Origin of the sequence: Aeromonas sp. R2-2 (assembly GCF_040908355.1) — a bacterium.
Taxonomy (GTDB): domain Bacteria; phylum Pseudomonadota; class Gammaproteobacteria; order Enterobacterales; family Aeromonadaceae; genus Aeromonas; species Aeromonas veronii.
In genome coordinates this window covers 82,209-103,639 of sequence record NZ_JBFODQ010000057.1, presented here as the reverse complement: position 1 = coordinate 103,639, position 21,431 = coordinate 82,209, and the positions used below count along the sequence as shown (strand labels likewise).

20 protein-coding genes and 2 tRNA genes are annotated in these 21,431 nt (G+C 60.2%); 13 read left to right on the top strand and 9 right to left on the bottom strand.

Annotated elements, in window-relative coordinates:
• Positions 1-82: 82 nt before the first annotated feature.
• Together AB5Z09_RS10630 and AB5Z09_RS10625 are read right to left on the bottom strand one after the other, a co-directional pair.
• The gene (locus AB5Z09_RS10630) at positions 83-1,768 is read right to left on the bottom strand and encodes an ABC transporter substrate-binding protein (protein ID WP_368195267.1); all 1,686 of its coding nucleotides are present in this window, start codon (positions 1,766-1,768) and stop codon (positions 83-85) included.
• Positions 1,769-2,183: 415 nt separating this feature from the next.
• Complete coding sequence (locus AB5Z09_RS10625) at positions 2,184-5,621, bottom strand: ATP-binding protein (RefSeq protein ID WP_368195266.1); 3,438 nt, start codon at positions 5,619-5,621, stop codon at positions 2,184-2,186.
• A gap of 249 nt (positions 5,622-5,870) precedes the next feature.
• On the opposite strand from AB5Z09_RS10625, the gene AB5Z09_RS10620 reads away from it, so the two are divergent.
• Positions 5,871-5,946: transfer RNA gene (locus tag AB5Z09_RS10620), tRNA-Gly, on the top strand.
• A 57-nt stretch (positions 5,947-6,003) separates the two neighbouring features.
• A tRNA-Cys gene (locus AB5Z09_RS10615) sits at positions 6,004-6,077 on the top strand.
• A gap of 48 nt (positions 6,078-6,125) precedes the next feature.
• On the opposite strand, the gene AB5Z09_RS10610 is transcribed toward AB5Z09_RS10615, so the two are convergent.
• A complete protein-coding gene (locus AB5Z09_RS10610) occupies positions 6,126-6,419 on the bottom strand; it encodes a hypothetical protein (RefSeq protein WP_005347702.1) in 294 nt (97 codons plus the stop codon).
• 212 nt (positions 6,420-6,631) lie between these two features.
• Here AB5Z09_RS10610 and AB5Z09_RS10605 point away from each other — a divergent pair, with 212 nt between their 5' ends.
• From AB5Z09_RS10605 to AB5Z09_RS10560, 10 genes are all read left to right on the top strand, one after another.
• On the top strand, positions 6,632-6,832 hold the full coding sequence (locus tag AB5Z09_RS10605; protein WP_005334863.1) for a YbfA family protein: 201 nt from the start codon (positions 6,632-6,634) through the stop codon (positions 6,830-6,832).
• A gap of 438 nt (positions 6,833-7,270) precedes the next feature.
• Positions 7,271-7,534, top strand: coding sequence for a DUF2282 domain-containing protein (locus tag AB5Z09_RS10600; RefSeq protein ID WP_005334862.1), 264 nt, complete (start codon positions 7,271-7,273; stop codon positions 7,532-7,534).
• A gap of 72 nt (positions 7,535-7,606) precedes the next feature.
• The gene (locus tag AB5Z09_RS10595) at positions 7,607-8,455 is read left to right on the top strand and encodes a DUF692 domain-containing protein (protein WP_270818046.1); all 849 of its coding nucleotides are present in this window, start codon (positions 7,607-7,609) and stop codon (positions 8,453-8,455) included.
• Positions 8,448-9,200, top strand: coding sequence for a DNA-binding domain-containing protein (locus AB5Z09_RS10590; protein ID WP_270818045.1), 753 nt, complete (start codon positions 8,448-8,450; stop codon positions 9,198-9,200). Before AB5Z09_RS10595 ends, AB5Z09_RS10590 begins: the two co-directional genes overlap by 8 nt.
• Positions 9,197-9,640, top strand: a complete 444-nt coding sequence (locus AB5Z09_RS10585) for a DoxX family protein (RefSeq protein ID WP_270818044.1) — start codon at positions 9,197-9,199, stop codon at positions 9,638-9,640. The genes AB5Z09_RS10590 and AB5Z09_RS10585 overlap by 4 nt, the downstream gene beginning before the upstream one ends.
• Positions 9,641-9,737: 97 nt before the next feature.
• Positions 9,738-10,220 (top strand): GNAT family N-acetyltransferase, encoded by a 483-nt coding sequence (locus AB5Z09_RS10580; protein WP_270818043.1) that lies wholly within the window; start codon positions 9,738-9,740, stop codon positions 10,218-10,220.
• 3 nt (positions 10,221-10,223) lie between these two features.
• Complete coding sequence (locus AB5Z09_RS10575; protein ID WP_368195265.1) at positions 10,224-10,418, top strand: hypothetical protein; 195 nt, start codon at positions 10,224-10,226, stop codon at positions 10,416-10,418.
• The gene (locus AB5Z09_RS10570) at positions 10,400-11,695 is read left to right on the top strand and encodes a PAS domain-containing methyl-accepting chemotaxis protein (RefSeq protein ID WP_139463456.1); all 1,296 of its coding nucleotides are present in this window, start codon (positions 10,400-10,402) and stop codon (positions 11,693-11,695) included. Before AB5Z09_RS10575 ends, AB5Z09_RS10570 begins: the two co-directional genes overlap by 19 nt.
• Before the next feature lie 161 nt (positions 11,696-11,856).
• Positions 11,857-12,411, top strand: a complete 555-nt coding sequence (locus tag AB5Z09_RS10565; protein ID WP_201973811.1) for a DUF3332 domain-containing protein — start codon at positions 11,857-11,859, stop codon at positions 12,409-12,411.
• An 87-nt stretch (positions 12,412-12,498) separates the two neighbouring features.
• Positions 12,499-13,872, top strand: a complete 1,374-nt coding sequence (locus AB5Z09_RS10560) for an HD-GYP domain-containing protein (protein WP_236396737.1) — start codon at positions 12,499-12,501, stop codon at positions 13,870-13,872.
• 77 nt (positions 13,873-13,949) lie between these two features.
• Here the strand turns inward: AB5Z09_RS10560 and AB5Z09_RS10555 are convergent, their stop codons facing one another.
• The 6 genes from AB5Z09_RS10555 to AB5Z09_RS10530 form a co-directional block, all read right to left on the bottom strand.
• A complete protein-coding gene (locus AB5Z09_RS10555) occupies positions 13,950-15,008 on the bottom strand; it encodes an FUSC family protein (RefSeq protein WP_042054492.1) in 1,059 nt (352 codons plus the stop codon).
• Between the two features lie 62 nt (positions 15,009-15,070).
• Positions 15,071-16,849, bottom strand: a complete 1,779-nt coding sequence (locus tag AB5Z09_RS10550) for a bifunctional molybdopterin-guanine dinucleotide biosynthesis adaptor protein MobB/molybdopterin molybdotransferase MoeA (RefSeq protein WP_368195264.1) — start codon at positions 16,847-16,849, stop codon at positions 15,071-15,073.
• Positions 16,846-17,490: a molybdenum cofactor guanylyltransferase MobA gene (gene mobA / locus AB5Z09_RS10545; protein ID WP_111900511.1), complete on the bottom strand. Its 645-nt coding sequence runs from the start codon at positions 17,488-17,490 to the stop codon at positions 16,846-16,848. Before mobA ends, AB5Z09_RS10550 begins: the two co-directional genes overlap by 4 nt.
• Positions 17,462-18,157 carry an energy-coupling factor ABC transporter ATP-binding protein gene (locus AB5Z09_RS10540; RefSeq protein WP_005362120.1) on the bottom strand — a complete coding sequence of 232 codons (696 nt, stop codon included), beginning with the start codon at positions 18,155-18,157 and terminating at the stop codon, positions 17,462-17,464. Before AB5Z09_RS10540 ends, mobA begins: the two co-directional genes overlap by 29 nt.
• 34 nt (positions 18,158-18,191) lie before the next feature.
• Entirely contained in the window at positions 18,192-18,893 is a 702-nt protein-coding gene (locus AB5Z09_RS10535) for an ABC transporter permease (RefSeq protein WP_005347674.1), read from the bottom strand.
• A 64-nt stretch (positions 18,894-18,957) separates the two neighbouring features.
• The gene (locus AB5Z09_RS10530; protein ID WP_110302537.1) at positions 18,958-19,800 is read right to left on the bottom strand and encodes a substrate-binding domain-containing protein; all 843 of its coding nucleotides are present in this window, start codon (positions 19,798-19,800) and stop codon (positions 18,958-18,960) included.
• Between the two features lie 254 nt (positions 19,801-20,054).
• Here AB5Z09_RS10530 and AB5Z09_RS10525 point away from each other — a divergent pair, with 254 nt between their 5' ends.
• Positions 20,055-21,410 carry a sigma-54 dependent transcriptional regulator gene (locus AB5Z09_RS10525; RefSeq protein ID WP_110302536.1) on the top strand — a complete coding sequence of 452 codons (1,356 nt, stop codon included), beginning with the start codon at positions 20,055-20,057 and terminating at the stop codon, positions 21,408-21,410.
• Positions 21,411-21,431 lie beyond the last annotated feature (21 nt).

Below are 21,431 nucleotides of genomic sequence, written 5' to 3'. Positions count from 1 at the left end.
GTATAGCGACCCCAACCCCGGCGGTGCCGGGCAAGAAAGGGGTTAACGGGGAAGATGGCCCCCCGCAGGGGGCCAGGATTGTTTAGCTGTTTGGCTTGAGGGACAACACGTGCAGCAGTCGCTCAGGGGTGTCCGGGTGGAGCTGAGGTTTGGCTACCGGGTTATCAGCACTGAACCAGCCGTTGAAGCGCTTGGTGCTGTACTCGTACCAGGTCGGGTTGTTGAAGACCGGAATGATGGTCTGGTTGGCACCAACACGATCCTGGATGGCGAACATGATCTCCTTCTGCTTGGTCGCATCGGCGGTCTGGGTGAAGTCATCGATCAGCTTGTCGAGCTCGGGGTCCTTGTAACGGGGCGCGGCGAAGCGGTTGCCACGGTCACCCATGTTGCGGGAGTGGAACGCGGTCTCGAAGTACTTGTGCGGGTTGGCACCGGCAAAGTAACCCTGCAGGGCGACATCGAAGTCACCGGTGATCAGGTTCTCGGTCCAGACGGTTGCTTCCGGGGTTGCGGTCTTGGCGTTCAGGCCCAGCGCCTGCAGCCCTTCTACACCAATCTGAACTGTGTTGACCCAGTCGGTCCAGCCGTTCGGCACCAGAACCTTGAACTCGATCTTTTTGCAGCTCGGGGTGTCGAGGAACTTGTCGCCGTCACAATCCTTGTAGCCTGCCTCTTTCAGCAGGGCCTTGGCCCCTTCCAGATCGAACTTGTTGTACTTGCCGTACTTCTTGTCCACTTCCGGGTTGTTCCAGGAGTCAAAGGCTTTGCCCAGACCTGACGGGTACTCGTTGACGGTGGGGTAGCCGTAGCCTGCGATATCCACCATGGACTGGCGGTCCATCGCCATGGAGAAGGCGCGGCGGAAGTTGATGTCGTTGAAGGCTTCGTTATTGCCCGGGTTCTTGGTCTGGAAGTTGACGTTGAACGCCACGGTACCAGAGGCCGGGAACCAGTATTTGTTGTTCTTCGGATCGTTGCCGACGTAGAGGCGCTCGATATCCGGCACGAAGGAGCCGAACCAGTCGATGTCACCTTTCATGACAGCAGCCAGCACCTGGTCGTTGGTGGCCATCTGCGGCATACGCAGACAGTCGATAGCAAGGTTGGCGTTATCCCAGTAGTGCGGGTTGCGGCACTGGGTGTAGAGCTGGGCGGAGAAGTTGTCCACTTCGGTGAAGGGGCCAGTACCAACCGGCTTGTCGTTGGTGAAGGCAACCGGATCTTTCACCGATTTCCACTGATGCTCCGGCACGATAGGTACCAGCACCAGATCGTTCACCACGTTGGTGTTGACCTCGGTCAGGTCGAATTTGACCTTGTTGGGGGCCAGCTTCTCGACGCTCTTGATCTGGGTCCAGATTGAGCGCTCATCCAGCGCCTTGTTGGCCTTGACCAGATTGAAGGAGAAGATGATGTCATCGGCATCAAAGGCTTCGCCGTCAGACCACTTCACGCCGTCACGCAGATCGAAGGTGACGGATTTCAGGTCATCGCTGAACGCATAGTTGGTGGCCAGACGATAGACGGGTTTGCCCCCTTGCATATCGTTGAAGATCACCAGCGGCTCATAGATGAAGTGACGGGTGGTGTGCAGCAAGCCCGCTTGCAGGAAGGGGTTGAAGTTCTTGACCCAGGCGGTTTCCTGCTGTGCGACCATGGTCAGCACGGTTTTGTTTTCTGCGGCCATGGCGTTACCGGCGGCACCGGCAAGCATCATGGTTCCCAGCATTACAGCGGTAGAGATTTTGGATACTTTGGCAAGCATATGTTTTCCTTTCTTATTTTTTGGCATTCCCGAGGGTTCGCCTTGTTTTGTGTGAGCACCGGTTTCGCATGCTGATGAAATCGGCCCTCTGTGTTGGTCAGGTGTCTAACCTTTGTCGTTCTGTTTTCCAACGCCCTAAGCAAACCAGAATTAACAGGAAAACAACAACTATTGATTTCGTTGTTTTCGTAAAAATTGACGGTGTTACGTCAATCTCGTCAAAATGCTTTTTTATCTGTTTAGAATCATTGGTTTGCGTTATTTGCTCTCGCGTAGAAAGTGGCTCTGAAAATGGTGTATATGACAAATTTGTGAATTGGATCTGCTCTCGGTTTCAGGGTTGTGCGAGGCTTTGTTTTGCATAAAAAGAAACCAGATTGCCAATTGTGATCCGGCGCCCGTTTAGGGCGCCGTGTCACGGTTTGCGGTTGGCGAGTTGACGCAGGGTCTGGGCGCTGTGCTGCAACTGGTGGCGCTGGTGGTCATTGAGCGGGCAGTGGCCCAGCACATACTCGGTGGTGGCCACTACCGTCTTCCAGCGTGGCGACTTGGGCAGGGTGTCCAGACTCAGGTATTTGTCGAGGGTGCGGGTCTGCGGGCTGGATCTGTCCATATAGACCCGCCACAGCTTGCTCTTCTCTGCCAGCACGATTTTGCCCTTGCCGGTCCCCTGCTGCCAGGCATCCAAGGTGAGCTGCATGGTCTCTACCAGCGCACGGCGCAGCGGCTCGTCATCCTGCTGGCGAATGAGGTCGTCGGCCAGCGAACGGAACTCGCCACCCAGGCGGCTCAGCTCGCCCAGCAGCTGTTCATCTTCGATGATGGCTTGCCGCGAGAGGTTCTTGAGGGCGTTCTCCAGCGCCATTACCCGGTTCTCATCCTGACGCAGCTCGGTACTCAGAGTGAGGGCGAAAGCGGCCTGTCCCCCTAGCGCGATGGGCAGGGCACGGGCGTTGAGCACATCTTTTTGCCCGGCCACCAGAAACTCCAGATTGTGTTCCCGCTCGCTGGCAAGGTCGGGCCACTGCTGTTGCAGCGGGGTGGCGAGCCACTCATTGAGGGGCTGCCCCTCCATGGCTTCCGGCTCCTGTCCCAGCAGGCGCGCCAGTACCCGGGAGGCAAACAGCACTGTGCCCTGCTCGTCGATAAAGATCATGGGGTCGGCCCCTTCGCCGAGCAGGGCCAGCAGGCGCTGCTGATCCTGATGCAGCCGATCCTGCAGGGTGAGGCGATGTTCGATCTCCTGCTTCAATAGCCGGTTCTCTACCAGCGAGGCGCGTCCGGCCTTGGCCTCCAGCAGTGCCTTGACCCGGGCAAACAGCTCTTCCTTGCAGAAGGGTTTGACCAGATAGTCGTTGGCACCGGCCCCGAAGCCCTCCTCGATATCCTTGGGCTGGTTGAGGGCGGTGAGCAGCAGCACCGGCAGCATATCTTTCGGGTGCTGCTGGCGCAGGCGACGGCAGACGTCAAAACCGGAAAGGGTCGGCATCATCACATCGAGCAGGATGAGGTCCACCGGCTCCTCGGCCAGCTTGGCCAGCGCATCGTGGCCGTCACTGCTGGGCAGGATGCGGTAGCCGCAGGGTTGCAACAGATGGCGCAGGATGTGCAGGTTGATGGGCTCGTCATCCACCACCAGAATGAGTGGCGCATCCTCGGGGGGAGGGGGCAGATCGTCGCTCTCCCAGTCCGGCAGGATCAGCGGTTGCTGGCGCACCAGCTGATGCTCGATCTGGCGGCTGTCGAGGGTCAGATTGGCCGCTTTGCCGGTGGCAAGAGGTAGGGTAAAGGCGAAGGTAGATCCGACGCTCGGCTCGCTCTCGACGAACAGCTCGCCCCCCATCAGGTGCACCAGCTGGCGGGTGATGGAGAGGCCAAGGCCGGCCCCCTGCTTGCTTACCTCCGGGCTCATCTGCACCAGTGGCTCGAAGATATGTTCCAGATGATCGGGGGCGATGCCGATGCCGGTGTCGGTGACCTTGATGCGCAGAAAGTTGTTCTCGACGATGGCGCTGAGCACCACCTTGCCCTGCGGCGTGTACTTGATGGCGTTGCCCACCAGGTTGTAGAGCACCTGTTCGAGCCGCTGCTCATCGGCCAGCACCGGCGGCAGTTCGGCCGGGCTGATATCCACCAGAGTGAGGGGTTTGGCCTGCACCAGATGCTGGCAGAGGTTCAGCACCAGCCGGATAACCCCTTTTGATGAGACGGGTTGTGAGTGGATCTCCAGCTGGCCGTAGCGCATCTGGTGGTAGTCCAGCAGATCGTCCACCAGACGGGCCAGACCATCGGCGCTCTTGATGATGAGGCCGAGCTGCTTTTGCTGCCCTTCGGTCAAATCCTGCTGGCTGGCGAGCATCGACTCGGCCATCCCCTTGATGCCGTGAATGGGGGTACGCAGCTCGTGGGAGGTGTTGGCCAGCAGTTCATCCTTGAGCTTGTCTGCCTGCTGTAAGCTGAGGTTCTGCTTGTGGGTCAGCTTGACCTGCTGTTGCAGCTCCTGGGTCTGCTGTTCGATCAGTTCGATCTTGTCCTTCACCGAGCGCTGCATATGGCGAAACGCCTCGGCCAGCCGGTCGATATCATCGCCGGTGCGCTCGATGGCGATGGGGTGATCCAGCGCGCCGTCGGCCACCTGCTCGGCTGCTTCGGTCAGGGATCGCAGCGGCGCCGTGATGGAGTGGGAGAGCCAGCGGGAGAAGAGGATCAGCAGCAGTACCGAGCCCGCACCCAGCACAATCACCAGGGTTTCCAGTTGGCGGATCGGGGCATAGGCTTCCCGGGTGGAGATCTCGGCGATAAAGGCCCACTCGGTATCGAACACCTTCACCTGGGTGTAGGCGGCCAGCACCTCGTCATCCTGATAGGAGTGGAACAGCCCGACCCCCTGCTCGCCGGAGAGCGTCTTGGTGATGAGGGGCGTTTGCAGCGGCCGGAAGTTGGGGCTGAAGCTGTTCTCGACGCTGAACTCCGGTGCCAGCCAGGCATCGGCGCGCATCCGCTTGTCGGGGCCGATCAGGATGGTTTCGCCGGTCTCGCCCAGCCCCTCCCGCTCCGCCATGATCTGGTTGAGCTTGTCCGGCAGCAGCTCGAAAATCACCACACCGCGCACATAGTCGTATTGCATCACGGGGGCCGCCATGTAGGCGACCACCTGCCCAGTCAGCTCGTTGCGGCCAAAATCGGTGAATTCGAAGATCTGCTGCGGTTTCTGACCACCATCGAGGCGGCGTTTGATCTTGGCAAAGGTCTGGCCCAAGCCACTGCCCTGATAGGGGCCGGAGAGCAGATTGGTGGCAAAGTTAGGGTGCTTGGTGACCGAATAGACCACATCACCGTTGAGGTCCACCAGAAAGATGTCGCTGTAGTTGGACTTGCGCACCATGTCGGCATAGCCGCGATGAAAGCGCTGGTGCACCCGGCCATACATCTCGTCGGCGAGGATCAGCGCCGTGATGGAGGGTTCGATCTCTACTTGACTGTCCGGTTTGCGCAGTTGATCCCAGGAGCCTGGCAGATAGCGGGCCTGGGCACGGCTGCGGGCCTCCTGCGGTGTGGTGCCCAGCTTCTCGAAGGCGCCGGTAAAGCCATAGAAACGGCCGATACTGTTGCCGGCAAAATCCTGCTGGGAGAAGTTGATGATCTGCTCTTTGAGGTTGTTGAAGTAATCCTCGAGCTGACTCTTCTTGATATTACGGACGGAGACCAAATGGTTGGAGGTCTGGGTGGTGAGATCCTTGCCGTGGCTGTATAGGAAGAAGAGGGTGATGACCAAAAAGGGCACCATGCCCAACATGAAAAAAGCCAGCATTAACTGCGGCCTGAGCCCACGAAGCGTGAAGATCCATTTCATCTTGTGATTTTCAATTGAGAATCCGGTTATTAAGCCGCTCAAGTCTCGAACGAAAGCGTAATCATTTCAACGACTTTATCCCAAATTCGCTTGGTGGGTCACAGCTGGCTGGAGAAAAATGCAGCAAGGCGTTTAAACCCTGAGCAAACAGTTTGCATCAGGGCTTAAATTGCGAAAAAGGGGTTGTGCTGGCGCTCGTGGTACGTATAATGCGCCTCGTTGTCAGGCAACTGGCACGAAAGCAGTAACGCGGGAATAGCTCAGTTGGTAGAGCACGACCTTGCCAAGGTCGGGGTCGCGAGTTCGAGTCTCGTTTCCCGCTCCAATTTTCCATCGCACCAACGATGGAACTCACTTTCAAGACAATCAGTCTTGTCAGCATGGCGCGTTAGCAAAGCGGTTATGCAGCGGATTGCAAATCCGTTTAGTCCGGTTCGACTCCGGAACGTGCCTCCATCTTTTCTCTGTTTATCTCAATCATCACTCTTCGAGTCTGAGCCTTGGTCAGTATCCTTGCTGTACCAGTAACTGTTCGCAGCCAGCCTGTTTCCACTCGCGCTCGAGATAGTGGCTCACATCCGCCATGTTTTGCCCCCGATATTGAAACTGCACCTCGGCACTGTGCTGGTTGAGATCCGCAATCCGTTGCTTCAGTGTGCCGCATTGCCACAGGCTGACGGTGGGCACGCCCCGTTCGGCCAGCACGATGGCATCTTCCCGATTCAGTTGCCACTCCTCCAGTTGTGCCCGTGTCAGGGCAACCATCAGCACCAGCAGTGCCACTTCCGGCAGTTTCATGCGTGTCTCCCTACTGCATGTTTTTCCCCTGATAACTGTGGCAAAGCGCACGATTTTCGCAAGTTTGTTAACTGTTGGTTAATGACGTAACCCGTTTTCAGTATTTCCCGTTTTTCACCATTTTTTTATAAAAAAATGCGTTAGTGATGTAGTAATCCTACATGGAGTGGGGTAATCTTTGTTCAGTGGTCTTACCAGTAAGGAGTTACATCATGTTTCATCCCTTTTCCCTGACTCAGATTATTCTTCGTCGCATTTATGTATTGCTGGTGGGCATTCTGGCTTTCCCCGTGATGCTGTTTCGCAGCGATCGTGCCCGCTTCTACAGCTATCTGCACCGGATCTGGAATAAAACCAGCACCAAACCGGTGTGGCTCAAAATGAGCGAGCGTGGCGAGCGGATCTTCTACTAAACCCCATTCGCACCATGTGCAAAAAGAGACAGCCAAAGCTGTCTCTTTTTCTATCTGCTTGCCGCAACTCCTGGCTCCCAACCTCCCCCCCCCCCGCTTGTTGATTTATTGTTTCTTGCAAGTTGCATTCAGCCCTGTCTGTTGGCGGGGATTCTTTATGTCTGACACATCTCTTTTGATGGAAGCAGTGAAAAAGATTAACGGGGTGAAAGCACCATATGGCACTTTTCTTGTTCATAAATGGGTGGTCGTCGAGAAATTTTCAATGATGAAATAGCTGTTTAAAATCAATTGATTGAGTGTCTGCCTTTGGATTTTTTAACTCTTTTTGTGTTTTTTTGAAAGGGAATATCCCGTTTGCCGGTTCTATTGCAGGTCCCCGGTTGCGACAAATCGGGGATATCAGCAACATCCAACGACATCAAAAGGAACATGAACATGAATGTTAAAAAAAGCACTGCTATCGCCTCCGCCATGACCGGTCTGCTGGCGCTGGGCGCCCAATTTATCGCGGCACCAGCAATGGCTGCCGATGAAAAGGAGAAGTGCTACGGCGTGGTCAAGGCCAGCAAGAATGACTGTGCGACCAAGAGCAGCTCCTGCGCCGGTACTGCCAAGGAAGATGCTCAGGGTGATGCCTTTGTGGTGATGCCCAAAGGGCTGTGCGAGAAGCTGGTCGGCGGTTCGCTGCAACCCAAGTAAGAGACATCGGGCAGGGGATGGCCAACGGGTCGCCCCCTGCATCTTCTCTGATTGGCGAAAGCGAGTCTTGCGATGAACCCTTTGATTGGTATCGGATTACGCACTCCCCATTACGATGAGATCCGGCAAACCCTGCCGGCAGTCGGTTGGTTGGAGGTGCACAGTGAAAATTACTTCGAACGGCACAGCCAGGGTTTTCAGGTGCTAGCCGAACTGGCGCAACACTACCCCGTCAGTCTTCACGGCGTTGGCATGTCCCTTGGTTCTGCCGACCCGCTCGATCCGCACCATCTGCAGCAGTTGTCGACACTGGCCGCGGCGATCAAACCGGTACGGATCTCCGAACATCTCAGCTGGGGCAGCATTGGCGGGCGTTATTTCAACGATCTGCTACCGGTGCCCTATACCCGCGCCTCCCTGCGCAACATGAGCGACAAGATCCAGCAGGTACAACAGACCCTGGGTTGCCGCATGCTGATTGAAAATCCCTCCTCCTATCTGCAACTGGCCGGGGAGATGAGCGAGTGGGAATTTCTGGCCGAGCTGCAGCAGCGCAGCGAGTGCGGCATCCTGCTCGACCTCAACAATCTCTATGTCAGTGCCTTCAATCACGGTTTCTCTAGCGATGAGTATCTGGCGGCGATCGATCTCGCCACCGTCGGGGAGATCCATCTGGCCGGTTATACCGAGAAGCAGCTGCCGGAAGGCTCCCTCTATATCGATACCCACAGCGCCCCTGTGGTGGAGCCGGTCTGGGAACTCTATCGCCAGATCTGCCGCAAGCAGGCCATTCCCACCCTGATTGAGTGGGACCTCGAGATCCCGCCGCTGCCGGTCTTGCTGGCAGAGGCGGCGCAGGCTGGCGCCATTCTGGATGAGGCGTGCGCCATGAGTGCGCCACGGGAGGTGGCCCATGGCTGAACTGGCACAGCTGCAACAGCACTTTGCCGATGGTTTGCTGGGGGCGCCTGACGCCATTGCCCCTCACATCAGCTCCCGGCTCTTTTCTGCCGAATCTGTGCTGCAGGTCTATCGCAACCATTTCATCCTGAGCCTTGGCGAGGTGCTGGCGAGCAGTTATCCCGCCGTCAAGGCTATGGTCGGGGATGACTTTTTTGCAGCGGCGGCCCGTGGCTTCGTATTGGCCGAGCCGCTCAGGGAAGGGAGCGTCATGCACTATGGCGCCGGATTTGGCCAATGGTTGGCCCGCTTGCCAACCACGGCCGAGTTACCCTGGCTGGAGGCGCTGGCGCAGTTCGAATGGCAGCTTGAGCGTGCCAGTCTGCTGCCACTGGAATCACGCTGCTGGCCAGCCGAGCGTCTGGCCGCATTATCGCCGCAACAATGGGAGCGGCTGCGGCTGTTTCCAGCCACGGATCTGCTGCTGGTTGCCAGCGATTATCCGGTGCTGGCCCTGTGGCAGATGGCGCTGCACGGTGGTGAAGCGGTGGAGGTGCTTGATGCCCCCGTCTGGTTGGCATTGAAGAAACAGCCGGATTGCCGGGTTGCCCCCTTGCCCCTGACGGCTGGTGAGTGGGCGCTGCTACAGGGATGTCTCGCTGGTACGGCGCTGGTCGATCTGCTTGCGGCCGACCCTGCGGCCAGTGAACATCTCACTCGCCTGATAACCCTTGGTCTGCTGGTGGATATGGAGGTAATGCCATGATGGCAAACAAATGGCTGGCGCTGGCCAGCTCAAGTGGTGATTTGCCGCGCTGGAGCAGTACCGGTGTGCTGTTGCTGGCGCGGCTTTGGGTCGCGTCGGTTTTTATCACTTCAGGCTGGCTCAAGCTGACGGCGTGGGATTCCACCCTCTATCTGTTTGAATCCGAGTATCAGGTGCCCCTGCTGCCCTGGTTGTGGGCTGCTTATCTGGGTACGGCGACCGAGCTGCTGCTGCCGCTCTTCCTGCTGGCGGGGCTTTTTACCCGCCCGGCCGCCTTGCTGCTGTTTGGCTTCAATATCATGGCGGTGATCTCCTATCCGACCCTCTGGGCGGGCGGCTTTTACGATCACCAGTTGTGGGGCTGGATGTTGCTGACCCTGACCATCTGGGGCGGTGGTGTGCTGAGCCTGGATCACTGGCTGACACGTCGCAACCATTGATTTATCAGTGATTTCCCCAATCACAAAGAGCGCCACAAGGCGCTCTTTGTCATAATGACGGCCGGCGAAATTTCCCATGAGAGAAAAGGAGCAGCCAATGATTATTCGTCAGGCAAGGGCCGCAGATATTCCCGCAATTGTGGCGCTGCGCATGGAGCTGTTTTGTGAGGTCGGTGAGCTGTTGACGCCGCAGGCAGACCCGGCCTTGTGGCAGGCCACCCTTGACTATTTCACCCGGGCGATGAGTGAAGAGAGTGCTTTATCCTGGCTGGCTGAGGCCGATACGCAGGATGGCGGCAAACAGATCGTGGCGGCCGGGACGCTGGTATTGTTTGAACGGCCACCTTATCTCGGCAATCTGGCGGGGATGGAGGGGTATCTGCTCAACATGTATACGCGGCCACAATGGCGCCAGCAGGGGATCGCCACGGCGCTGCTCGATGCCATTACAGCCTTCGCCAGCTCGCGTCAGCTGGGCAAGGTGTGGCTCCATGCCAGCGAGCAGGGGCGCCCTCTCTATGAGCGGATCGGCTTTGTCGCCAATCCGGCCTATCTGGAGTGGCAACCGGTGGTGGAGTAAGGGTTGCAGCTCTTCATGAGTGGTGCTTGGTCGGTGAATTTGATTTACAGCAATAAATATGGCGTCAGATGGGATCGCGGCAACGCCGCCAACTATGCTGATGGAGCACGCCACCATTATCTTATTGATCCACTGCGTGGTTTGGCCATGGTGGGTGCCAGTCTGGAGGATACGTTTCGATGTTCAATAGCAAACTGAAAGCCGAGTTGCAGCAGTGCCAGGATCAACTTCTGGAACAGCAGGGATTTTTTGACGCAGTGCACGGCAGCGTGGCGACCATCACCTTTACGCCGGATGGCACTGTGCTGGCCGCCAATGATCTCTTTCTCAACGTGGTGGGCTTCAGTGCGCCCGAGGTTATCGGCCAGCATCACCGTATCTTTTGCGACAAGCTCTATGCCCAGAGCAGCGACTATCAGCAGTTTTGGGCGGACCTGAAGCAGGGGCGCTCCCGTACCGGGGTGTTCCAGCGCTTCAACAAACGGGGCGAGGCGATCTGGCTGGAAGCGACCTATTTTCCGGTCAAGTTGCGGGGCGTGGTGACCAAGGTGATCAAGATCGCGGCCGATATTACCGAGCACCACCTGCAACTGCTCAGCCAGCAGGCGGTGGTGACGGCGCTGGATCGGTCGCTGGCGGTCATCGAGTTCACCCCCGGCGGGGATGTGATTGCAGCGAATGGTAATTTCCTCCATACCATGGGCTATACCCTGGCTCAGGTGCAGGGCAAGCATCACCGCATCTTCTGCGACGATCAGTTCTATCGAGACCAGCCCCACTTCTGGGATGAGCTGGGCCGTGGTCAGTTCAAGTCCGGTCTCTTCTGTCGTCAGAACAGTCACGGTAGCAAGGTGTGGCTGGAGGCAACCTACAACCCTATCCTGGATGACAACCGCCGGGTGGTGAAGGTGATCAAGTTCGCAAGCGATATTACCGAGCGGATCAACAAGAGCGATGCGGTGCGGGAAGCGGCCATGCTGGCCCACGATGCGGCCCGGGAGACCCTGAACTGCGCCGAGCGTGGCGCGGGTCTGCTCTCCTCGGTGGTCGATACCTCCAGCCTGATTGCCAGCCAGCTGACTCACAGTATCGGCCTTATCAACCAGCTCAACGAGCAGTCGCGCAGCATCGAGGCGATCGTCTCCACCATCAGCAGCATCGCCGATCAGACCAATCTGCTGGCCCTTAATGCGGCCATTGAGGCGGCGCGGGCGGGGGATCAGGGTCGTGGGTTTGCGGTGGTGGCTGACGAGGTTCGCCAGCTGGCGGCCCGCACGTCTCTCTCTACCGACGAGATCGCCAAGGTGGTACAGAACAACCGGGAGCTGACCGCCAAGGTCACCTCCGAGATGTCCGACGTCGCCAGCAGCGCCGAGCTGGGTAAACAGCAGGTGGGTGAGGTGAACGAGGTGATGAGCGACATCCGCCGGGAGGCGAACAACGTCTCCAGCACCGTCTCTGATCTGGCCATCTGAACCCCCTGACTTCCTGTCATGCCGGGGCATTGACTCATATTTGAGCAGTCAGTGCCCCAATCTGAACCCCTCCTGTATCGTCCCGCCATTGTGAATTGTCCTCTTCTGGCCCCTTGATTAGGCTTGTCGCCTCATTTATTTCAGAGCAGGAACAGAACACGATGGCATTACAACAGAAGGGGCGGGCAATGGCCCTGCTGGTTATGGTCGCGAGCATGGGTCTGGGCGGCTGTATGGGGCAGATGGGGCTTTCCGGCATGGTCACCAAGGGCAACCTGAGCGTAGTGGATAACCGCTACGGTCGTGCCGGGGTTTTTATGCTGCTCTCCCCTGTTTACGGTCTGGCCGCGACCGCTGACCTGTTTGTGTTCAATACCATCGAGTTCTGGTCTGGCAAGAACCCCATCACCGGCAAATCTCCGGCTGTGGTGGACATGAAGGCCAATCCGGTGATCAAGGTGAACCAGCATCTGGATCCGGCCCTCAAGAAGGTGCCGCTGGCCATGCTGCCACAAGGGGTGCGCGAGGTGGAGATCAGCTACCCGGACGAGCATACCGCCCAGATGGAGGTGCACTATCTGGATGGCCGCCGCAGCATGATGCGTGGCGAGAAGCGTGGCGAGTTGATGGATATCTACTTCGATGGCCGCTTTGTCTCTACCCTGAGCCGCGCAGAGCTGGAAGAGCGGGCGAATCAGGGGAAGGCTGCTGCCTAAATTCAACTGAATCCAGATCGATCCAGCTTCAGATGGGGTATACCTAATCTGCTGGCAAAATCGCCATGATGTCTAAGGGAGTAGACTATGACGGTGAATGGATTGCGATTGGCGGAGTTGATTGGTTCCCTCAGTCATGCGCTCGATATGACCGAGGGGCAACCAAGAGGACACTGCATTCGCTGCTGCTGGATAGGTTCCCGTCTGGGGGAGCGGCTGGGACTGGACGCCCGGCTGTGCCATGATCTCTACTACACGCTCCTGCTTAAGGATCTTGGGTGCAGCAGCAATGCTGCCCGCATCTGCGAGCTCTATCTCACCGACGATCTTCACTTCAAACGCGATTTCAAACTGGTGGATGGCTCCCTCTCCGAGGTAGTCAACTTTGTGCTGGGCCACACCGGCTTGCAGGCGGATCTGCTGGGACGTTTTCGCAGCCTGTTTCATATCTTTCGCAACGGCGACCAGATTGCCAACGAACTGATCCAGACCCGCTGTCATCGGGGGGCGGATATCGCTCGCCAGCTGCGTTTCAGTGACGAGGTGGCCGATGGCATTCTCTCCCTCGATGAACACTGGAATGGCAAAGGTCGGCCCCTGCAACTGGCTGGCGAGGCGATCCCGCTCTTTTCGCGCATTGCCCTGCTCTGTCAGGTGGTGGATGTATTTCACGCGGCCGCAGGTCCGGATGCGGCGCTCAAGGAGCTGCGCGAGCGCAGCGGCAGCTGGTTTGATCCGGCACTGGTTCGGGAATTTGAAGCGCTGGCCGACGAAGAGTTCTGGCAAGGACTGGCCGATCCCCGACTGACCGAGTGGGTGCTGGTCCACCCGGCCGGGCAAGGGGAGGTAGCGCTGGATGAAGATTATCTGGACGAAATCGCGGCGGCCTTCGGGCAGGTGGTGGACTCCAAAAGTCCCTACACCGCGGGTCACAGCGGCAGGGTTGCGCTCTATACCGACATTCTTGCCACCCAGATGGGGTTGTCCGAGCCGCGTCGACGCTGGCTCAAGCGGGGCGCCCTGCTCCATGATGTAGGCAAGCTCGGGGTGAGCAACGCCATTCTCGACAAGCCGGGCAAGCTCGATGCGCAGGAGTGGGCGGCGGTGCAGATGCATGCCGCCTACACCGAGGAGATCCTGAGCCGCATCGGCGCCTTCGAGGAGCTGGCACAAGTGGCGGGCGCCCACCATGAGCGGCTCGATGGCAAGGGCTACCCCAAGGGGCTGAAGGGGAACGAGATTACCCTTGAGACGCGCATCATTACCACAGCCGACATCTTCGATGCCATCACCGCCAAGCGCCCCTATCGCGGCGCCATCCCTGTGCCGCAGGCGCTGGAGATGATGGCGGAGAATCTGGGCACCGCTATAGACCCCGACTGTTTTGCCGCCCTGCAGGCGGGTATTCAGGATTTCTCCCTCTACCTCACCACCGAGCAGCCGCTGGCCAATGCCAGTTAAGATTTGCTGCCTTCATGGCCCAAACGGCCAGTCAGACAGCAAAACGCCCCGCAACTGCGGGGCGTTTTGCATTGGGTCTAGTCCGGCTGCTTGCGATGGGGCGGGGTGAGGATCAGCCCCAGCAGGCGGCGTAGGTGGGTGAGCTGCTCGGTCAGTTGCACGTTGAGCCAGAGGTAGCCATTGATGGCCGCCTCTGCGTTGGGCGGCAGCGATACCTGGGTCGCCACCTCGTGCAGGCGGGCGATGGCGGCATCGGCCCCGCGACCATCGCCGGTTTGCATCATCAGGGCAAGCTGGTTGATCGCCTCCTCGGTGGCCAGATGGCAGGCTTGCAGCGCAGCCGTGCTCTGCATCAGGAAGTGGCTCTCCCGATCGTTCCAGTAGGTGTTGGCCAGCATCTCAAGAGTGCAGAGGGTATTGCGCATGGTGACCTGCACCGCATCAAACAGGGCGACGCTGTGGCGTGTCTCCTTGGCCGCCGGGGCCAGCAGGGCCCGCAGTTTGCCGGTCTGCGCCAACAGCTGGGAGAGATTGTGTTTGAGGCGCGGGCGCTCCAGCACATTGGGGGAGAGGTGGGTGTGATAGAGCCGCCCCGACTGCTGCAGGATCTGGTGCAATTGCAGCCGCCAGTGGCTGTAGGCCCGCTGGGGGTAGATGCTGCAAAAGAGCAGCGCCAGCAGGGAGCCCAGTATCACGTCGGCACTGCGCCACAGAGCTGTCTCTATGTCCCCCGGCATGGCCCCCATGGTGACTCCCAGGGTGATGCCGATCAGCAGCCCCACATAGGGGCGCTTGCCGAGGGCCAGATAGCCGCAGAGGAACATGATGCACCCACACCAGATCAGGGTAAGCGGTAGCGAGTAGATCTCGAGATAGAGCGCTACCACCCCGCAACTGGCGCCGAAGATGGTGCCCACCACCCGCTGCAGGGCACGGGAGAGCACATTGCCCCAAAACGAGATGGGGCCCATCACCACCACCAAGGTTATCAGCGGCCAGGTGCTCTCCGGCAGTTTCAGCTCGCGGGTCAGCAGAAAGGTGAGCATAAAGGCGAGCGCAATGCGCAGGCCATGGACGATCCGGTAGCGGCCATAGACCAGCAGATCGAGTCGGGAGAGGGGGGCATCAAGACGCACGGTCTGCCTCCTGTCAGGTGGGTGACGGGGCGCCGTGCATCCGGCCGACGCCCCGTCGGGATTTAGGCCAGTCGTCCCTGCAGGGGGTGGATCCAGACCCGCTCGCCAACGGCGATCCAGGGTTGGTCCGGTACGATTTCGATCAGGCAGTTGGCATCGGCCATGGAGCTGAGAATGCCCGAGCCCTGTGGCCCTGTGGTGCGCACCCGCAGCTGGCCGTTACGGTCCTGATGGAAGATGCCGCGCAGAAACTCGGTGCGCCCCGGGCGGCTCTTCATCTTCTCGTCCGCCAGTGCCGAGAGGCGCAGCGGCTGCCACAGCTTGCCCTGCAAGCGAGCTATGGCGGGCTCGACAAACTGCAGCACGCAGATCATCGCCGCCACCGGATTGCCCGGCAGGCCGAAGAAGGGGGTCTGCCCCAGCTTGCCAAAGGCGAGCGGGCGGCCCGGGCGCATCTGGATGCGCCAGAAATCGATCTGGCCCAGCTCTGCCAGCACCAGCTTGATAAAGTCGGCGTTGCCCACGGAGACCCCGCCCGAGCTCAGCACCAGATCGGCGCTGGCGGCGGCCTGCTCCAGCTGCTGGCGCAGAATAGTCTTGTCATCGGGAATGATGCCAAGGTCCATCACCTCGCAACCGGCGGCGCGGATAAGGGCTATCAGGGTGAAGCGGTTGCTGTCGAAGATATGGCCGGGGGCGAGCTGCTCGCCCGGCGCCTGCACCTCGTCACCGGTACTGAACAGCGCCACTTTCAGCGGGGTGCGCACTGTGAGACTGGCTTGACCGAGTGATGCCGCCAGCCCCAGCTGGGGGGCGCCAAGCCAGGTACCGGCCGGGATGGCGACCGCACCTTTGGCGAGATCTTCCCCGGCGAAGCGCACATTCTGCCCTGCCCGGATTGGGGCGGTGACGGTGACCCACTCACCTTCAATCAGCGTCTCTTCCCGCATCACCACGGTATCCACACCGGGGGGGAGCGGGGCGCCAGTCATGATCTGCACCGCCTGACCGGCCAGCACTGGCTCGTGGCGCTGTTGGCCCGCCAGCACTTCCCCCACCAGTTGCCAGCGACCGGTGGCGAGATCGTCGCTGCGAAGGCCAATGCCATCCATCGCCGAGTTGGCGTGGGGGGGCACATTGATGGGGCTTATCAGATCGGCGGCCAGCACGGCGCCGTGGCATTGGGCCAACGGTTTGTCGCTGCAGGCAGTGCTCGGGGTGAGGGCTGCCAGAATGGCGTTGCGGGCCGCCTCGACAGAGAGAAAGCCCTTGCCTGCTTCAGGCTCCTTGCTCTGGCAGCCGTCAAGCCAGCGGCAGACGAAGTCGGCGATAGCCGCCAGATCGTTGATATCGAGGCGGGGCAGGCTTGTCTGCTGTTGTTCGCCACTTTGTTGGGGCTGATCGCTGGCCAGCGCGATGATGTCGCTGTCTTCGGGGAAGAGCAGCGGCTTGCCAATCTCGGCGCGGTGCAGCTCGATTTTCGGGAAGTGCTCGTGCTTGAACCCCTCGACCAAGAGCAGGTCGAGCTCTGTCTGATCGAAGCTGGCCAGCAGCTGGCGAAAATCGGCTTCGGCCAGTTCCGTTTCGCCGTGCGTTGTTTCAGTAATGCGCGCATGGCGGCGGCGGGAAGCCACCATCATCTGCTTGGCACCCGCCTTGCGCAGGCGGTAGCTGTCTTTGCCCGGCTGGTCGATATCAAAGTCGTGGTGGGCGTGCTTGAGCACCCCGATGCGCAGGCCGCGATCCACCAGCATGGGGATCAACTGCTCCAGCAAGGTGGTCTTGCCGGTGCCGCTCCAGGCGGCGAAGCCGAGCAGGGGAAGAGTGGGGGCCGGGGTCATGAGGTGACTCCTTGTTGGGGGTCGATAGCCGGGGCGAGCAGACGGGCCTCGTAGGCGGCCAGCTCGGCAGGGCTGTTGAGATTGATAAAGGCATCCGGCTGATCGGCAAAGCTCACCACCGCCATATTGTGGCGGGCAAACCAGATATCGATTTTGCGCTCCCCCTCTGCCAGCGCAGCGGTGAGGGAGGGGAGCAGGGATTTGTGCAGCAGGGCCACCACGGGTTGCAACCAGTCGCCATCGTGGGCCACTACCAGCTCGGTATCCGGGGTCAGGGCGGCGCGAAAGCGGCTCATCAGATCCAGCGGCAGGGCGGGGCCATCGCAGGGGACAAACAGCACCCAGTCGTGACGGGCGGCGGCAAGGCCAGCCTGCATGCCCGCCAGCGGGCCGAGATAGTCGTTGTTGTCATCGCTGATTACCGGGGCCAGCGCCTGATAGCGGGCCTGACTGCGGTTGGCGTTGATCAGCACCTCATCCACCTGGGGGCGCAGCCGTGCCAGAACGTGGTCGATAAGAGGGCGTCCCGCCAGTGCTACCCATCCCTTGTCTTCGCCTCCCATCCGGGTGGCGCGGCCTCCTGCCAGGATCACTGCTGATACGGCAACGGGATCAGAGTGGCTGTCGCTTTTTGAAGTCATGTCGCTCGATGATTTTTAAAGGGGTCGTCTCTTGCAGCTGGCCACGGGCGAGGGTCCATTGCCGCTCGCACAGGTCGGTCAGGGCGTTGCTCTGGTGGCTGATGACGACCAGGCCGCTGCCATGTTCCCGCAGATCTTGCGCCAATGCGGCCATCAGGGCAACCGAATGTGTGTCCAGATTGGCGGTGGGCTCATCCATCAGCAGAAAAGCAGGTTGCAGCGCCCAGGCGCGGGCCATCGCCAGCCGTTGCCGTTCGCCACCCGAGAGAATGCTGATGTGCTCCCGCGCCAGTCCCTCCAGCTCGACCCGGCGCAGCGCCTCGAACACCCGGATCTCGCTGCCGAGCTGTTTATCGAGCGCCCAGGCCACGTTGTCGTGCACCGTGCGATCGAACAGATAGGGGGTCTGGTGCAGATAGGTGACCCGGCCCGGCCCCAGATCCCGCTTGAGCAGCCGGTTGAGCCGCTGTTGCCAGCGCCCCGGCAGATTGGTGTGGCCGCGGGTGGGTGCCAGCAGCCCCGCCAGGATTTTGAGCAAGGTGGTCTTGCCCACCCCGTTGGCTCCATGCAGCCAGATGGCATCCCCCGGTGCGATGGCGAGCCGGTCAATCTCGAACAGCTGGCGCTCGCCAAAGCGCATCGTCAGCTGGTGGGCGGTCAGGGCCATGGGGTACTCCTGTTGATACACAGTGGGGGCATGGTCAGTTCTTCAGATAGCTGTGGCCGCGACAGGCCGTCAGCAGCAGGTTGAGCAAGAGGGCGAGGGTGAGCAGCACTATGCCGAGCGCCACCCCCTGGGTGAAGGCCCCTTTCTGGGTCTCCAGCGCGATGGCGGTGGGGATATTGCGGGTAAAGTGCAGGATATTGCCCCCCACCATCATGGAGCAGCCCACCTCGGTGACGATGCGGCTAAAGGCGCCGATGATGGCGGCCAGCAGGCCAAAGCGGCACTCGTGCATCAGGCCGATCAGCGCCTTGGGCCAGGAGACCCCCAGGGTCAGGGCGGTTTCCCAGGCGCGCCGATCGCTCTGAACAAACGCCGCGTGAGCCATGGTGGCGATCACCGGAAAGGCGATCAGCATCTGCCCTACCACCATCGCCTGCTGGGTAAAGAGCAGCTTCCAGTCGCCAAAGGGGCCGGCCCGCGACAGCAGCATGTAGAGCAAGAGGCCAATCACCACGGTCGGCACCGATTGCAGGGTATTGATGCAGGAGAGCCAGAGCCAGCGGCCGGGCAGCGGCAGATAGGCCAGGGCAAAGCCCAGCAGCAAGGCGGGCAGCAGCACCAGCAGCAGAGCGATGCAGGAGACGGAGAAGGAGACCCCCACCACCTGCCACAGTTCAGTGTCACCACTGAACAGCAGGGCGAGGGCAGCCAACGTAGTGTCGAGCAGGGTCGGCATCAGGCACCTCCCTCAGCGAACCGGGGGAGGGCCAGCAAGGTCATCGCAGGGGTCAGGGTTGCCATTATTTCCCGTTGGCATCCGCTACAAACAGTGCCTGACCCGCCACCTTGAAGTCACCGATCAGCTTCTGGCCATGCTCGGAGACCAGCCAGTTTTTCAGGGTGCGGGCCCCTTCGGTGTTGAGATCCGGGTAGCGCTTGGGGTTGACCAGGATCACCTGATAGGGGTTGAACAGGCGCTTGTCACCCTCCAGCAGCACGGCGAGATCCAGCTTGCTCTGGTAGGCGAGCCAGGTGCCGCGGTCGGTCAGGGTGTAGGCACCCAGCTCCGAGGCCATGGTCAGGGTGGGGCCCATCCCCTGGCCGATGGATTTGTAACCGGCAAACTCGGGTTTGACGTCAGCGGCCTGCCACAGGGTCTTCTCCTTGATGTGGGTGCCGGACTCGTCACCGCGGGAGATAAAGATCTGGCCCTGCTCCTTGATGGCTTGCAGCCCCTTGGCCGCGTCGTGCAGTTTGCCGAGACCCGCCGGATCTTTCGCCGGGCCAACGATGACGAAGTCGTTGTACATCAGGTGCACCGGCTCGATGCCAAAGCCCGCATCAACGAACTTCTTCTCGGCAGACGGTGCGTGGGTCATCACCAGATCCGCGTCGCCGTTCTCGCCCATCTTCAGGCTCTGGCCGGTACCGGCCGCCATCACCTGCACCGGATAACCGGTCTCCTTGGTGAACTGAGGCAGCAACCAGCCCAGCAGACCGGACTGCTCGGTGCTGGTGGTGGTGGCGAGGCGGATCGGCGCTTTTGTGGCATTAGTATCCGCTTCGGCGTGGGCAGCACCGGCGATCAGCAGGCTGGTGGCGAGGGAGAGGGCAAAACGTTTGAGGCTGGTTTTTATCGTCATCGTGATGCAACTTTTTCAGGGTGGCTGAGGAGAGGGCAAGAGTAAGCAAGCAGGGTGCCAAACCGTTCCTTTGCCGCTGTATTCACGGTTTGCCGTTTAAAAACAGAAGCTTATTAGAATCAATTAGGTGAGCTTGTTATCGCTTTTAATAATTGGTGTTGGTGCTTTTGATACGGTAAGGACAAAATGTCCCACTAAGGTTCCGGTTATCGGGACATTCACCGACCGTACGTGCATCCGAGGTACTTTTTTCCATGACACTCCCTCCCAGCCGCTGGTCTGCCCTCTCCCTGCTTATCGTTGACGATGAGCCCGGCATGCGCAGCTTTCTGGCCAAGGCGCTGGCCAAGCGCTTCGCCCAGATTGAGACTGCCGCCAGCGTGGAGGAGGCGGAAGCCCTGCGCTGCCGCCTTCACTTCGACCTTATCATTGCCGACATCCGGCTGCCGGGGCGCTCCGGCATCGAGTGGCACGAAGCCATCGACCCGGCCACTCGCCGCAGCGACATTATCTTCATGACCGGTTTTGGCGATATGGAGACCGCCCTCAAGGCGCTGCGCCTCGGCGCCAGCGACTTTATCCTCAAGCCATTCAACCTCGATCAGATGGTGCAGGCGGTGGACAGAGTCATCGAGCGCCGCCAGATGGAGCGGGAGAACCTGCTGCTGCGCCGGGAGGTGAGCAAGCTCTTCCCGCCCACCCTGATTGGCGACAGTGCCAAGACCCGCGAGCTCAAGACGCTCATCGCCAGAGTAGCCCCCTCCAATGCCGCCGTATTGGTGGAGGGGGAGTCCGGCACCGGCAAGGAGCTGGTGGCCCGCGCCCTGCATCAACTCTCCGGCCGGATGGGGGCCTTTGTGCCCCTCAACTGCGCTTCCATCGCGCCGGAGCTGCTGGAAAGCGAGCTGTTTGGCCACGTGCAGGGGGCCTTTACCGGCGCCCGCAAGGGGCGCGACGGCCTGTTCCGGGTCGCCCATCAGGGTACCCTGTTTCTCGACGAGATCGGCGAAATGCCGCTCGCCATGCAGGCCTCGTTGCTGCGGGCGCTGGAGCAGAAGGCCATCCGCCCGGTGGGGGCCGAGCGCGAATTGGCGGTGGATGTGCGCATCGTCGCCGCCACCAACCGCAACCTCAAGGCCGAGGTGGAGGCGGGCCGCTTTCGCGAAGATCTCTTCTATCGCCTCAACGTGGTGGCGCTGCCGGTGGCCCCGTTGCGGGAGCGGATCGACGATATCCCCGCGCTGGTACACCACTTTACCCGCCAGCTCACCGCCGAGATGGGGATGGGCTCCTTGAGCTGGACCCACGAGGATGTGGTAGTGATGCAGGCCTACCCCTGGCCCGGCAACGTGCGGGAGCTGCGCAACCTCATCGAGCGCTGCCTGCTGCTGGGCAAGCCCCCGGCGGATTACTGGCAGAGCAGCAAGCCTGCCGAACAGGGCACGAGCGAGGAGGGTTATCCGCTGGCGTGGCCGCTGGCGGAGGTGGAAAAAGCCCACATCCTGCAGGTGGTGGCGAGCCATGATGGCAACAAGTCTGCCGCCTCCCGGGTGCTCGGGGTGGCGCGCAAGACGCTGGATCGCAAATTCAAGGAGTGGGCCATCGAATGAGGAAGGCTGATCGGATGGGGT

Bases quoted from the DNA above. Each gene is read 5' to 3' on its own strand.
- AB5Z09_RS10550 (WP_368195264.1), bottom strand. From the start codon at position 16,849: ATGACCCCGGCCCCCACTCTTCCCCTGCTCGGCTTCGCCGCCTGGAGC.
- AB5Z09_RS10590 (WP_270818045.1), top strand. From the start codon at position 8,448: ATGGCTGAACTGGCACAGCTGCAACAGCACTTTGCCGATGGTTTGCTG.
- AB5Z09_RS10565 (WP_201973811.1), top strand. From the start codon at position 11,857: ATGGCATTACAACAGAAGGGGCGGGCAATGGCCCTGCTGGTTATGGTC.
- AB5Z09_RS10580 (WP_270818043.1), top strand. From the start codon at position 9,738: ATGATTATTCGTCAGGCAAGGGCCGCAGATATTCCCGCAATTGTGGCG.
- AB5Z09_RS10610 (WP_005347702.1), bottom strand. From the start codon at position 6,419: ATGAAACTGCCGGAAGTGGCACTGCTGGTGCTGATGGTTGCCCTGACA.
- AB5Z09_RS10525 (WP_110302536.1), top strand. From the start codon at position 20,055: ATGACACTCCCTCCCAGCCGCTGGTCTGCCCTCTCCCTGCTTATCGTT.
- AB5Z09_RS10540 (WP_005362120.1), bottom strand. From the start codon at position 18,157: ATGGCCCTGACCGCCCACCAGCTGACGATGCGCTTTGGCGAGCGCCAG.
- AB5Z09_RS10595 (WP_270818046.1), top strand. From the start codon at position 7,607: ATGAACCCTTTGATTGGTATCGGATTACGCACTCCCCATTACGATGAG.
- AB5Z09_RS10535 (WP_005347674.1), bottom strand. From the start codon at position 18,893: ATGCCGACCCTGCTCGACACTACGTTGGCTGCCCTCGCCCTGCTGTTC.
- AB5Z09_RS10560 (WP_236396737.1), top strand. From the start codon at position 12,499: ATGACGGTGAATGGATTGCGATTGGCGGAGTTGATTGGTTCCCTCAGT.
- AB5Z09_RS10530 (WP_110302537.1), bottom strand. From the start codon at position 19,800: ATGACGATAAAAACCAGCCTCAAACGTTTTGCCCTCTCCCTCGCCACC.
- AB5Z09_RS10605 (WP_005334863.1), top strand. From the start codon at position 6,632: ATGTTTCATCCCTTTTCCCTGACTCAGATTATTCTTCGTCGCATTTAT.
- AB5Z09_RS10625 (WP_368195266.1), bottom strand. From the start codon at position 5,621: ATGAAATGGATCTTCACGCTTCGTGGGCTCAGGCCGCAGTTAATGCTG.
- AB5Z09_RS10570 (WP_139463456.1), top strand. From the start codon at position 10,400: ATGTTCAATAGCAAACTGAAAGCCGAGTTGCAGCAGTGCCAGGATCAA.
- mobA (WP_111900511.1), bottom strand. From the start codon at position 17,490: ATGACTTCAAAAAGCGACAGCCACTCTGATCCCGTTGCCGTATCAGCA.
- AB5Z09_RS10600 (WP_005334862.1), top strand. From the start codon at position 7,271: ATGAATGTTAAAAAAAGCACTGCTATCGCCTCCGCCATGACCGGTCTG.
- AB5Z09_RS10585 (WP_270818044.1), top strand. From the start codon at position 9,197: ATGATGGCAAACAAATGGCTGGCGCTGGCCAGCTCAAGTGGTGATTTG.
- AB5Z09_RS10630 (WP_368195267.1), bottom strand. From the start codon at position 1,768: ATGCTTGCCAAAGTATCCAAAATCTCTACCGCTGTAATGCTGGGAACC.